This window comes from Myroides oncorhynchi (assembly GCF_020905415.1).
Classification (GTDB): Bacteria; Bacteroidota; Bacteroidia; order Flavobacteriales; family Flavobacteriaceae; genus Flavobacterium; species Flavobacterium oncorhynchi_A.
This window is the reverse complement of sequence record NZ_JAJJMP010000001.1, coordinates 1,066,252-1,078,977: the sequence shown is the minus strand read 5'-3', so window position 1 is coordinate 1,078,977 and position 12,726 is coordinate 1,066,252. Positions and strand designations below refer to the sequence as shown.

The window sequence follows — 12,726 nt, the reverse complement described above, 5'->3', positions numbered from 1 at the left end:
AGCAATGAGTTTACTACCAAATATAAGGGTTTATTCGTAATCATCACATACTAAGTGAATATAATGTCACTTTAGGGTCTAAATCTTTATCTTTTGTGTTGTTTTTTTAACAAGGTTAGCATGGATTTATAAAATAGATCTCGAATGTTTAGGAGATCTTATTTATATCAACCTTAGAGATTATCATGTATCTCAATCTTATGAAGTATCATGTATTTTAGCGTTTATATGAAACTATTATAGTTGAGGTAATGCTAAATAATGAAGTTAATTATGGTTATTATCATACTCTTATTTTTATGAGGTGTTTGCTTCAAGAGTGATTTAAAATTACGTCAATAATACTTCAACAAAAGGCTTTGTTAATAGGGTAATCTTGTAGTAATGTTGAAGCGGTGATGAAGGAGTTAGATGTGGTGAGTATAAATCGCTTTTTAATTCAATTTGTTTTCATGATTAGAGTAAAATTAGTGCTTATTTTGAAAAGATTATATATGGTCAATTTAATCATTCGATACTTTATAGCATGAATTATTTTTATAGATTTACCATAACCAACTAACCTTTAAATTGATTTGATTATGAAGAGAAACTTGATGCTTTTAACGATGCTTGTTATAGGGGCTGTAGCAGATGCTCAGGTACATATTCCTTTTAGATTAACAACTTATAATAATATGCTGATTAAGACTGTGGTTAATGAGAGAGACAGCCTTAATCTGATGTTCCAAGTAGCAATGGATGATGGAGCTATATCCCCTGAGGCAACTGCTAAAGTGGTAGGGTTAAAGTTTGATAAGGAAGGGTATAGTGCGTCTAATAAGGTGCAGATAGCAGGGACGAATTGGGAGAATGTCTCGTTTATAAATAATCAGTATAGCGGGCAGGAGTCAGATGGTAAGATAGGGATGTTGTTATTTAAGGACAAGGTGTTAGAGATTAACTATGATAGTGCTGAATTAGTGAGACATGAAGTGATGCCTAGTATAGAAGGCTATGTTGCTATACCTGTAAAACATCGAAATGGGGCTATGTTTATAGATGTAGTTAGTGAGATAACAGGAGAGAGTTATACACATCCTTTTTATCTGCAGTCTGGATATGCAGGGGCGATGTTATACGATGATATATTCTCAGAGAAGAATGTGTTAAGTGAGAAGTTAGTTACTATTAGCGAGAGGGAACTGAAGAATTCGGCGGGCAAGAGTGTGATTACTAAAACTGCTGAGGTTAGTAGGGTGAGTGTTGGCGGTTTTGAGTTAAATAATGTAGCTGTTGGATATTTTGTTGGAGAGTTAAAGAATCAATCTTTTAGTTTGTTTGGTGCTGATATGATGAAGCGTTTTAACTGGATTATTAATGCTGACAGAACTATGGCGTGGATTAAACCAAGTAAACATTATAATGAAGTTTTTTTTCGTTTGGATTAATATGTGAGAATTAATGTTTTTTGGGTAAGAACCATTTTTAGGAAGGTTTTACTCTTAGAAGATGTAATTGTTAATTGATTCTGTACAGTAGAATTGATTTTTCGCCATATACTAACGCTAATAACCAGACATCACATGTTTAACCTAGATTCGCATTAGCCAAATACTACAAAGTAATTCTCCTTCATATCTCTTTCATTAGTTCTTAAACCATACTATGCTTTACTCACTAATTCAGACCTATTTTGTGTAATTACTTTTCGTTTATATGTCTATCGCGGATCTGGGTTTAATTATGCGATGCTCTTTGGTTATTAACCCTCTATTGATTCGTAGTATTCATCGATGAGAAGGTTTGTTCCTGTGGCAGCTTTAACCGCCAGGACATCGCATCGCTCGTTCATTGGGTGGTTATTATGACCTTTAACCCATTTAAATTGAACGTTATGTTTGCGGTATACTTTTAAAAAACGTTGCCATAAATCAGGGTTTTTCTTGTCTTTATAAGCTTTTTTTTCCCATCCGAACACCCATCGTTTATCCACAGCATCGACTACATATTTAGAGTCAGACACCACTAATACTGAAGTGCCTTCGTTTTTTAGCATTTCTAGTCCGACTATGACAGCTAATAGTTCCATGCGATTATTAGTAGTTTTTCGATATCCTTGAGATACTTCTTTATAGACTTTATGTCCAGCCCACTCTAATATTAATCCATACCCACCAGGACCAGGATTACCTCTAGACGAGCCATCAGTATATAGTATTACTTGTGGTAAATTCATTTATATTAAAATAGTAGTTTTTCGATAACTTGAGGAAAGTGTAAGTGCTCTAGTTTTAGTACTGCAGCTCCAACTTGTTCTGGAGAGAATGATGGATCTAAAGGTGTTGTAGCTTGAAATATAGTAGCTCCTTCGTCATAATTCTCATTGACATAGTGTATGGTGATACCAGATTCAGTTTCTTTATTAGCGACAACAGCTTCGTGTACAAAGTGACCATACATTCCTTTTCCTCCATATTTAGGTAAAAGAGCAGGATGTATATTAATTACTTTATTCGGATATTTTTTAACAAGGTCATCAGGGAATTTCCATAGGAAACCAGCTAATACAATTAAATCAGGTTGAAATTGTTCTAATTTTTGAGAGATAAGTCCTTCCTTTAGCATATTTCTGTCAAAAAGGACAACAGGGATATTTCTTTTTTCGGCTTTTTCTATTACCTTAGCGTTTTGGTTATTAACCAAAATAAGGTATTGATTTAAAATAGATTTGGTTTCAAAGTAGTTGATGATGTTTTCTACGTTTGATCCTGATCCCGAGGCGAATAAGGCTATTTTTTTCATTTGTTTAGTTGTTTTGTGAAGTTGTGAGTGCGCTATTTCAGTACAAAAAAAAGAATAATAACTGACAATAAGGAGAAAAATAGCGATAAGTATTAATAATTTTTATAATTTCGCACCGACAATTAACATGAAAAATCAGGTTTTAAAATAAAGTTGTTTATTTTTGCCTACGAAATTAAATTTAAAATTAAAGATTATGTCAGACATTGCATCAAGAGTAAAAGCGATTATCGTTGACAAATTAGGTGTTGACGAGAACGAAGTTGTAGCAGAAGCAAGCTTCACTAATGATTTAGGAGCTGATTCACTAGACACTGTTGAGCTTATCATGGAATTCGAAAAAGAATTTGATATTCAAATTCCAGATGACCAAGCTGAAAACATTGCTACAGTTGGACAAGCTATCTCTTACATAGAAGAAGCTAAAAAGTAATAACTATATCCCACGTGTCTTTTTTAAGTACACGTGGGTGTTATTATTTTCTTGAAATGACTGATTTTTAGAAGAAACAAAAAAGGACAGATTGGCAACAATCTAACATATACAATCAAACAAACACCCCAATGTTTCCTTTTTTACAAAAGTGAATATTTGGGATTTTTTTTTATAGTACAAACCATATAAGTTATTTTATGAAATTAAAGCGAGTTGTTGTAACCGGTTTAGGTGCCCTTACGCCAATTGGAAATAATATTCAAGAGTATTGGAACAACCTAATAAATGGGGTAAGCGGAGCTGCACCCATTACATATTTTGACGCTGCCAATTTCAAAACTCAGTTTGCGTGTGAAGTTAAGAATTTTAACGTAGAGGATTTTATTGAGAGAAAAGAAGCACGTAAGATGGACCGTTATGCTCAGTATGCAATGGTCAGCGCTGATGAAGCGATCAAAGATTCAGGATTAAATTTAGAAGCAATAGATTTAGATAGAGCTGGAGTAATCTGGGGTTCAGGTATCGGAGGTTTAGAAACATTCCAAAACGAAGTTACTAATTTTGTACAAGGAAATGGAGTACCTAAGTTCAATCCGTTCTTTATTCCTAAGATGATTGCGGATTTAGCAGGTGGTCATATCTCGATGAAGTATAATCTGAGAGGGCCTAACTTTACTACTGTGTCTGCATGTGCGTCTTCTACTAATGCTATTATAGATGCATTTAACTATATTCGTTTAGGTATGGCTGATATCTTCGTAACAGGAGGATCTGAAGCAGCTGTGACTATCGCTGGTATAGGTGGATTTAATGCTATGCATGCTTTATCTACTCGTAATGATGATCCACAAACTGCATCACGTCCTATGGACAAAGACAGAGAAGGATTTGTATTAGGTGAAGGAGCTGGAGCCATTATCTTAGAGGAGTATGAACATGCTGTAGCTCGTGGGGCTAGAATCTACTGTGAAATCGGTGGAGGGGGTATGTCTGCAGATGCACATCACTTAACTGCGCCACATCCTGAAGGATTAGGAGCAACTAATGTAATGAAGAACTGTCTAAAAGATGCTGGATTAGAACCAAAAGATGTAGATGTGCTTAATATGCATGGTACTTCTACTCCATTAGGAGATATCGCAGAGTCTAAGGCAATTCTAAATGTATTCGGAGAGCATGCTTATGATATGAATCTTAATTCGACTAAGTCGATGACAGGACACTTATTAGGTGCGGCAGGAGTTATAGAGACTATCTCTGTGATATTGTCTATAGAGCACGGTATTGTACCTCCTACTATTAACCATTTCACTGATGACGAACAAATCGATTCTAAGCTTAACTTTACTTTTAACAAAGCTCAAAAAAGAGATGTTAAAGTAGGTATGAGTAATACCTTTGGTTTTGGTGGTCACAATGCATGTGTATTGGTAAAAAAAATAGAGAAGTAAAATCATCCTATAAAGATGAAAAAGTTACTAAATAGAATATTCAATAATTCCCGTTCCTTCAGTATTGAAGACGGGAATTTTTGTCAAAAGGTGACTCAAATAGTTGGCGTAAAACCTGTTGAATTATCGTATTATAAAGTGGCATTCACTCATCGTTCTATGAATAGATGTGACGAAGGAGGAAATCCAATAAACTACGAACGACTTGAGTTCTTAGGAGATGCGATGTTAGGATCAGTTATAGCATCCTATTTATACATAGAAGTTCCCAGTGGTGATGAAGGTTATTTAACCAAAATGCGCTCTAAGATAGTAAGTAGAGAGAATCTAAACCAAATAGGTAAGGAATTAGATCTAGTGTCTTATGTAGAGAGTAAAATGGGAAATCAACAATTTGGAGAGAATATTCATGGCAATTTATTAGAAGCTATTATTGGAGCCATTTATTTAGATCGTGGTTATCCAGCATGTGAGAAGTTTATTCACGATAAACTGCTTAGTATAGTAGCGGATATTCAACAACTAGAGACTAAAATTACTAGTTATAAAAGCTTGCTTATAGAATGGTGTCAAAAGAGAAAACATACGTTTAAGTATGATACATTCGAAGAGAATACAGCTGAAGAATTAAAATACTTTGGTGTGCGTTTGTTTATAGACGACAAACTTGTAGCAAGGGCTAGAGCTACTTCTAAAAAGAAAGCAGAAGAGAAGGCTTCTCAGAGAGCATATTTTGCATTTCAAGAACAAATAAAACAATAATTATTGTTAATTCCTTAACTTTTTAATAATCTATTATACTGCTATTTGATATAAGTAGCTGAATAAAAGTTGTATATTTGTATAACTAATTTCGTATATGGGTATTATAAAATATAAGCTAGAAGACTTTGACAGTGAGGACTATCGCTTAATCGCAATACACACTTCTCGAAAAGAGGATTATAAAGTAGTGTATTTTATTAATTCAATACTTGAGATTAATTTAGAAAGAAGTAAAGCTGATGTGGACATCTTCACAGATGTAGGGCATGCTTTTTTTTCATTCTATGAATATGATGATTTTAATCGTCATGTTTATTGGAAAGTAGTTGCGAATAAAGCTTTTTTAATACCTGAATCAGGTTTAGATTCTCCTCTGTTTGTCTCAGCTAACCATCCAGTAACAAAACAAGGGTATTTGTTACCTGAGTTAAAAGCAGTCGATTATTTGATTAAAATTGAAGAGACGGATAGTCAATTTGAAATTGGTACAATCATTGAAAGGCTAAATACAGTTAAATTTATCTCTGCAGCTTATGAGATTAAGCAAGAGATATTAAAAAATAAAACGAACTTAATTTTTTAAAAATATGTTAGCACAAAAAAAGACGAAAATCGTAGCAACGTTAGGACCAGCATCTAGTACAAGAGAGGTATTACATGATATGATCAAAGCTGGTGTAAATGTTTTTAGAATCAACTTTTCACACGCTGATTATAAAGATGTTCAGGAAAAAGTAAATATAATTCGCGATTTAAATAAAGAGTTTGGATACACTGTTTCTATTTTAGGAGATTTACAAGGACCTAAATTAAGAGTAGGTGTAATGGCAGAGGATGTTATTGTAAATCCTGGAGATGTTATTACTTTTTCTACAACTGAAGAGTTTAAAGGAGATGCTGAACGCGTCTATATGAACTATAAGAAATTCCCTTCTGACGTCAATGCTGGTGAGAGAATCTTATTAGATGATGGAAAACTTATCTTCGATGTATTAGAAACGAATGGTGTGGATGAGGTTAAGACTGTTGTAGTACAAGGAGGTCCTCTTAAATCTAAAAAAGGAGTTAACTTGCCAATGACTAAAGTATCTTTGCCAGCATTAACTGAGAAAGATATTAAAGATGCTATTTTCGCTTGTGAATTACAGGTAGATTGGATGGCATTGTCATTTGTACGTACACCAGAAGACTTAATGGACTTACAAGATTTGATTAATAAGCATTCAGATCATAAAATTCCTATAGTAGCTAAAATTGAAAAACCAGAAGCAGTTAAGAATATTAAGAAAATAGTCGCTTACTGTGATGGTCTTATGGTTGCTCGTGGTGATTTAGGAGTTGAGATTCCTGCACAAGAGGTTCCGTTAATTCAGAAAGAATTAGTACATGTAGCTAAGAATGCTAGAATTCCTGTTATCATTGCAACGCAAATGATGGAGACGATGATTTCTAGTCTTACACCTACGAGAGCTGAGGTAAATGATGTAGCAAACTCTGTGATGGATGGTGCTGATGCAGTGATGCTATCAGGGGAAACGTCTGTAGGGGCTTATCCAGTACAAGTAATCGAAAAAATGACACAGATTATTCAAAGTGTTGAGACTTCTCCAATGATTAAGGTACCTCAAAGTCCACCTACAATCAAAACGAATCGCTATATTACTAAGAATATTTGTTACCATGCTGCTTTAATGGCAAATGATATCGAAGCAAAAGCTATCTGTACATTAACAAATAGTGGTTATACTGCGTTCCAAATTTCGGCTTGGAGACCTAATAGTAATATTTTAGTATTCTCTTCTAATCGCCGTATCATTACTCAATTAAACTTGTTATGGGGAGTTCAAGCTTTCTATTATGATAAATATGTTAGTACTGATGAGACGATTGAGGACATTAATGCTATGGTTAAAGAAAAAGGACTTGCTACTACAGGGGATATGGTTATCAACTTAGCTGCAATGCCAATTATCGAAAAAGGTATGGTAAATACATTAAGAATATCTGAAGTAGAGTAATTGCTTTAGACTAAAATATAGAAGCTCAGAATTTATTCTGAGCTTTTTTTGTTAGTATTTAATCAAAAAAAAAGCTCCTATAAGGAGCTTTTAATAGTTTGTAATATAGGTGCAAAATATTATTATTTTGCTTCTGCGTATCTTCTTGAAACTTCAGTCCAGTTAATTACGCTAAAGAAAGCATTGATGTAATCAGGACGACGGTTTTGGTAGTTTAAGTAGTAGGCATGTTCCCATACGTCCATACCTAAAATAGGAGTACCACCACAAGCAACACCTGGCATTAGCGGGTTGTCTTGGTTAGGAGTTCCACATACTTCTAATTTTCCATTATTCACACATAACCAAGCCCATCCAGACCCAAACTGTGTAGCTCCAGCTTTAGCGAAAGCATCTTTAAAGTTTTCGAAAGATCCGAAATCTTTAGCGATAGCGTCAGCTAATTCACCTGCAGGTTCACCTCCTCCATTAGGAGACATTACTGTCCAAAATAAGTTGTGGTTATAGAATCCACCACCATTGTTACGTACAGCGCCTTTAGTCATATCTAGATTAGCAAGAATATCTCCTATAGATTTTCCTTCTAAATCAGTACCTTCGATAGCTGCATTTAAGTTAGTAGTGTACGCATTATGATGTTTAGTATGGTGGATTTCCATCGTACGAGCATCAATATGTGGTTCTAATGCATCATATGCATAAGGTAATTTTGGTAATTCGAAAGCCATAATTCGTATTATTTAAAGATTAGTATTAATTTTATTTCAAAATTAAACAAAATCGACCTAATATGGAAGGTTTGGAATGTTTAATAAACGTTAATGATAAAACTTATTTAATGTCTGATAAAGCTTCATTTTCAATTTATAACGCTTCTGCTGGCTCTGGGAAGACACATACTTTAGTAAAAGAATATCTTAAGATCTTGCTTTTGGATAAGCAAGATGATGCTTATAAAAAGATTCTAGCTATTACTTTTACAAATAAAGCAGTTGCAGAAATGAAGAGTCGTGTAGTCTCTTGTTTAAATGCATTTTCAAAAGAAATATTAGATAAAAAATATCTTGGTATTTTTGAACAAGTTAAAGACGATACACAATTGTCAAAAGAATTTATTCAAGCTAAATCGGGTAGGATTATTAGAAGTATAATACACAACTATGCTTCTTTTGATATTTCAACCATTGATAAATTCACTCATAAAGTCATACGTTCTTTTGCATTCGATTTGGAGTTGCCGATGACTTTTGAGGTTTCTTTAGATTCAGATGAGTTGTTACAAGAAGCTGTAGACGCTGTAATTGCTAAGGCGGGAGTAGATAAGGAGTTGACAGAATTGTTGATAGATTTCTCAATAGATAAAGCTGATAATGACAAGAGTTGGGATATCACAAGAGAGCTTAAAGATGTAGGTTCTCTTTTGTTAAATGAAAATAACAGGGAAGAGATAGCTTTATTTTCTGAGCATACCTTGAATGATTTTGTGAAGGTTAGAGATTTTCTACGTCAGGAGATTAGATCAATCACAGAAGAAAGTAAAGTGATAGGACAAAGCATTCTAGATTTTATAGAGTCGAAAGGAATAGATAAAAGCTCTTTTTCGGGTCAGTATTTTATCAAACATATTGAAAATGTTATTAAGGACACTGTTGGTACGACAAAGCGATATCATGAATTCGATGATATTAAAATAAAAAAGGGAGCAAAAGATACTGAATTAATAGAAGCCTGTATTTCTGATCTTTTAGGAATATTATCTAAGGTGTATGATTTGTATTCACGTAGAGCGTTTTATAAGGCTTTTTTAAAGAATTTAATGCCTCTTTCCTTACTCACTACGATAGGGCAAGAGATGGATAAAATACAAGAAGAACAGAACATATTATCCATTACGCAGTTTAATGCTATTATCCATAATGAAATACAGAATCAGCCAGCTCCATTTATTTATGAACGTCTAGGTGAACGTTATCATCATTTCTTTATAGATGAATTTCAGGATACCTCTGAAATGCAATGGCAAAACTTAATTCCACTTATTGATAATGCCTTAGCAGGTGAGGATAATGTAGGAGTTAAAGGTAGTTTGATGATTGTAGGGGATCCTAAACAATCGATTTATAGATGGCGAGGAGGTAAAGCGGAACAATTTATTGCATTGAGTAAGGATGAAAATCCCTTTTCAAATCCTGATAAACAAACAGTTAATTTAGGTAGGAACTATAGGAGTTATGCTGAGGTAATTAACTTTAATAACAGATTGTTTAAAGATATATCTAGAAACTTTATTAATGAGGATTATAAAGATCTTTATGAGAATAATAGTTATCAAGAGGTGAATAGTAAAGAAGGGGGGTATGTTAATATTACTTTTCTACAAAAAGACAAGAGTGATGAAGAGAAGGATAAGAATCTACAATTCGTTGAAGCAACTCTTAGCGCTATCAATCAAGCCTTAGAGCAAGGTTTTGACTTAAAGGATATAGTTATCTTAACACGTAGACGAGATCACGGTGTTTTGTTGGCTAACTTTTTAACAGAAAATGGAATTGATATCTTATCTTCTGATTCGCTTTTAATTAATAATGCTAGTGAGGTTCGCTTGATTATTAATGTTCTTAAGTTCCTTAAAACAGAAAAGGATTTAGAGGCAAAAATGATGTTTTTGTACTATATAGCTTCTAAGAATAAGGAGTCGAAAGCAAAGCATGATTTTATAAAAGAAGGATTGTCTTTTCGTTCTGAGATTGAGCTTGAAGGGTGGTTAGTAGATAATGGTGTTCCGATCTCTTTTGAGGCATGTCGTTCTAAGTCCCTATACGATGCTGTAGAGGCTATTGTAGTTGCATTTATTCCAGAAAAAGGGGCTAGTTCTTATGTGTTATATTTTTTGGATTTAATACTAGAGAAATCATTGAAAAACCAATTTGGAATTAGTGATTTCTTAGATTATTGGAGTGCAAATTATCAAAAATTCAGTATACCTACTCCAGAAGGACGTAATGCTGTGCAGATTATGACTATTCACAAATCTAAAGGATTGGAGTTCCCTGTGGTGATATTCCCTTTTGCTGAAGAGAGCTTTACAGCGGCTAGTCGTGACAAGTTATGGGTGAATATAGAGACTGATAATGATCAAATTATGTTTCCAAAAGCCTTAGTTGATTCCAAAAAAGAAGTGACAGAGTATGGAGAGTTTGCACAAAAACTTTATGAAAGTAAGAAGCAGGAGACTTTACTAGACAATGTCAATGTGTTATATGTTGCACTAACAAGAGCGGAAGAGCAATTATATGTTATTAGTTATAAGAACATTAATGCTAAAGGTGATTTTCAAGACAATCTATCTAAGTTTTTCTTAGACTTTTTGGTGACTGAGGGTGTGTATAATGATATAGATTTATCATATGATTTTGGTGTTAAAGAGCGCGTGTCACGAAAAGAAGAAATTCGTGAAGGAGAATTAAATAAGATGATTCTACCAGTACGCTCAGGTTTAGATTTTGAGGCAATTAAAATAGCACAGAGAGAAGCTTTAATGTGGGACTCTAATAACCAAAAAGCTATAGAATATGGTAACTTGGTTCATGAATTAATGTCTTTTATTACTGATTATCGGGATTTAGATGCTGTAGTAAAGGAAGGATTAGAAAAGGGCTTGATACAAGAGGATGTTAAAGAAGATTTTAGAGATGTGATTTCTAAGATAATAGAGCATCCTGATTTAGAAATTTTCTTTAGAATAGATAATAAAGTTTTTAATGAACGAGTAATTATTGGTCCATATCAACGGAATACGATACCAGATAGGGTTGTTATTCGAGGTAAGCAAGCTTATATATTGGATTATAAGACTGGTAAAGAAGAAGAGAAATATAAAGAACAGGTTAAGTCTTATGGTAAATCACTAGAAGAAATGGGTTATGAAGTCGTTAAAATGGTCTTGCTTTATACAGGAGAGAACTTAAATATGATACATTTGTAGAATAGTATATAAATTGTTTAAAGTAAAAAAGATATAATATGTACGGAAAGATTAAAGAGCATCTTCAAAATGAATTAAAGTCAATAGAAGATAATGGACTTTTTAAAAAAGAGAGAATTATTACTTCTCCGCAGGGAGCAGAAATTACTGTGTCAACAGGAGATAAAGTTTTAAACTTTTGTGCAAATAATTACTTGGGGCTATCTTCTCATCCAGAAGTAATCAAGGCAGCAAAAGAAGCCTTAGATACTCATGGTTTTGGTATGTCTTCTGTTCGTTTTATTTGTGGGACTCAAGATATTCACAAGCAACTAGAGGCTACTATTGCTGAGTTCTATGGGACAGAAGATACTATTCTTTATGCAGCAGCATTTGATGCAAATGGAGGAGTGTTCGAACCTTTATTAGGAGGAGAGGATGCTATTATTTCAGATAGTTTAAATCACGCTTCAATTATTGATGGTGTGAGATTATGTAAAGCTGCTCGTTACCGTTATGAGAATAACAATATGGCAGATTTAGAAGATCAGTTGATTAAAGCTAATGAAGCAGGGCATCGCTTTAAGATTATCGTTACAGATGGGGTATTCTCTATGGACGGTTTAGTAGCGCCATTAGATAAAATTTGTGATTTAGCAGATAAGTATGATGCGTTGGTCATGGTAGATGAGTGTCACGCTGCTGGATTTATAGGTGCAACTGGTAAAGGTACTTTAGAAGCTAAAAACGTAATGGGACGTGTGGATATCATCACAGGTACATTAGGAAAAGCTTTAGGTGGAGCTATGGGGGGATATACAACAGGTAAAAAAGAGATTATTGAACTGTTAAGACAGCGTTCTAGACCTTATTTGTTTTCTAATTCATTAGCACCGATGATTGTAGGGGCGTCTATTAAAGTATTTGAATTATTACAGAATGATACATCTTTAAGAGATAAGTTAGAGTGGAATACTAATTATTTTAAAGCAGGTATGAAAAAAGCTGGATTTGACATTATAGATGGTGATTCTGCTATCGTTCCAGTAATGTTATATGATGCTAAGCTATCTCAAGTTATGGCGGATAGACTTCTAGAAAAAGGAGTTTATGTTACAGGTTTCTTCTATCCAGTTGTTCCTCAGGATAAAGCGAGAATACGAGTTCAGTTATCAGCAGCTCATACACAAGAGCATTTAGATAAAACTATAGCTGCATTTACTGAGGTTGGAAAAGAGTTAAAGGTTATCTAATATAAAAGTTATTTTCAATAAAAAGAGCTATTCTTAACGAAATTTTTTGTAAATA

At 33.7% G+C, this 12,726-nt stretch carries 11 protein-coding genes; 8 read left to right on the top strand and 3 right to left on the bottom strand.

Translation table 11 applies throughout. The annotated features are described in order from the left end of the window. Positions 1–581 precede the first annotated feature (581 nt). Positions 582–1,430, top strand: a complete 849-nt coding sequence (locus LNQ81_RS04735; RefSeq protein WP_229945022.1) for a hypothetical protein — start codon at positions 582–584, stop codon at positions 1,428–1,430. Between the two features lie 314 nt (positions 1,431–1,744). Here the strand turns inward: LNQ81_RS04735 and rnhA are convergent, their stop codons facing one another. Then, entirely contained in the window at positions 1,745–2,218 is a 474-nt protein-coding gene (gene rnhA, locus LNQ81_RS04730) for a ribonuclease HI (RefSeq protein ID WP_229945021.1), read from the bottom strand. Positions 2,219–2,223: 5 nt separating this feature from the next. After that, a complete protein-coding gene (gene purN / locus LNQ81_RS04725) occupies positions 2,224–2,784 on the bottom strand; it encodes a phosphoribosylglycinamide formyltransferase (protein ID WP_229945020.1) in 561 nt (186 codons plus the stop codon). A 196-nt stretch (positions 2,785–2,980) separates the two neighbouring features. Between purN and LNQ81_RS04720 the strand changes: the two genes are divergently transcribed. From LNQ81_RS04720 to pyk, 5 genes are all read left to right on the top strand, one after another. After that, positions 2,981–3,217: an acyl carrier protein gene (locus tag LNQ81_RS04720; RefSeq protein ID WP_002988156.1), complete on the top strand. Its 237-nt coding sequence runs from the start codon at positions 2,981–2,983 to the stop codon at positions 3,215–3,217. A gap of 200 nt (positions 3,218–3,417) precedes the next feature. Then, positions 3,418–4,671, top strand: a complete 1,254-nt coding sequence (fabF, locus tag LNQ81_RS04715) for a beta-ketoacyl-ACP synthase II (RefSeq protein ID WP_229945019.1) — start codon at positions 3,418–3,420, stop codon at positions 4,669–4,671. Between the two features lie 15 nt (positions 4,672–4,686). Then, positions 4,687–5,433, top strand: coding sequence for a ribonuclease III (rnc, locus tag LNQ81_RS04710; RefSeq protein ID WP_229945018.1), 747 nt, complete (start codon positions 4,687–4,689; stop codon positions 5,431–5,433). A gap of 97 nt (positions 5,434–5,530) precedes the next feature. Continuing rightward, complete coding sequence (locus LNQ81_RS04705) at positions 5,531–6,019, top strand: IPExxxVDY family protein (protein WP_229945017.1); 489 nt, start codon at positions 5,531–5,533, stop codon at positions 6,017–6,019. A 4-nt stretch (positions 6,020–6,023) separates the two neighbouring features. Further along, positions 6,024–7,454, top strand: a complete 1,431-nt coding sequence (pyk, locus tag LNQ81_RS04700) for a pyruvate kinase (RefSeq protein WP_229945016.1) — start codon at positions 6,024–6,026, stop codon at positions 7,452–7,454. Between the two features lie 122 nt (positions 7,455–7,576). On the opposite strand, the gene LNQ81_RS04695 is transcribed toward pyk, so the two are convergent. Then, positions 7,577–8,182, bottom strand: a complete 606-nt coding sequence (locus LNQ81_RS04695; protein ID WP_229945015.1) for a superoxide dismutase — start codon at positions 8,180–8,182, stop codon at positions 7,577–7,579. A gap of 110 nt (positions 8,183–8,292) precedes the next feature. Between LNQ81_RS04695 and LNQ81_RS04690 the strand changes: the two genes are divergently transcribed. Further along, positions 8,293–11,439 carry a UvrD-helicase domain-containing protein gene (locus tag LNQ81_RS04690; RefSeq protein ID WP_229949238.1) on the top strand — a complete coding sequence of 1,049 codons (3,147 nt, stop codon included), beginning with the start codon at positions 8,293–8,295 and terminating at the stop codon, positions 11,437–11,439. A gap of 38 nt (positions 11,440–11,477) precedes the next feature. Continuing rightward, positions 11,478–12,671, top strand: a complete 1,194-nt coding sequence (kbl, locus tag LNQ81_RS04685) for a glycine C-acetyltransferase (RefSeq protein WP_229945014.1) — start codon at positions 11,478–11,480, stop codon at positions 12,669–12,671. The last annotated feature ends 55 nt before the right edge of the window (positions 12,672–12,726 follow it).

Bases quoted from the DNA above. Each gene is read 5' to 3' on its own strand.
- LNQ81_RS04690 (WP_229949238.1), top strand. From the start codon at position 8,293: ATGTCTGATAAAGCTTCATTTTCAATTTATAACGCTTCTGCTGGCTCT.
- purN (WP_229945020.1), bottom strand. From the start codon at position 2,784: ATGAAAAAAATAGCCTTATTCGCCTCGGGATCAGGATCAAACGTAGAA.
- LNQ81_RS04705 (WP_229945017.1), top strand. From the start codon at position 5,531: ATGGGTATTATAAAATATAAGCTAGAAGACTTTGACAGTGAGGACTAT.
- kbl (WP_229945014.1), top strand. From the start codon at position 11,478: ATGTACGGAAAGATTAAAGAGCATCTTCAAAATGAATTAAAGTCAATA.
- rnhA (WP_229945021.1), bottom strand. From the start codon at position 2,218: ATGAATTTACCACAAGTAATACTATATACTGATGGCTCGTCTAGAGGT.
- LNQ81_RS04720 (WP_002988156.1), top strand. From the start codon at position 2,981: ATGTCAGACATTGCATCAAGAGTAAAAGCGATTATCGTTGACAAATTA.
- rnc (WP_229945018.1), top strand. From the start codon at position 4,687: ATGAAAAAGTTACTAAATAGAATATTCAATAATTCCCGTTCCTTCAGT.
- pyk (WP_229945016.1), top strand. From the start codon at position 6,024: ATGTTAGCACAAAAAAAGACGAAAATCGTAGCAACGTTAGGACCAGCA.
- LNQ81_RS04735 (WP_229945022.1), top strand. From the start codon at position 582: ATGAAGAGAAACTTGATGCTTTTAACGATGCTTGTTATAGGGGCTGTA.
- LNQ81_RS04695 (WP_229945015.1), bottom strand. From the start codon at position 8,182: ATGGCTTTCGAATTACCAAAATTACCTTATGCATATGATGCATTAGAA.
- fabF (WP_229945019.1), top strand. From the start codon at position 3,418: ATGAAATTAAAGCGAGTTGTTGTAACCGGTTTAGGTGCCCTTACGCCA.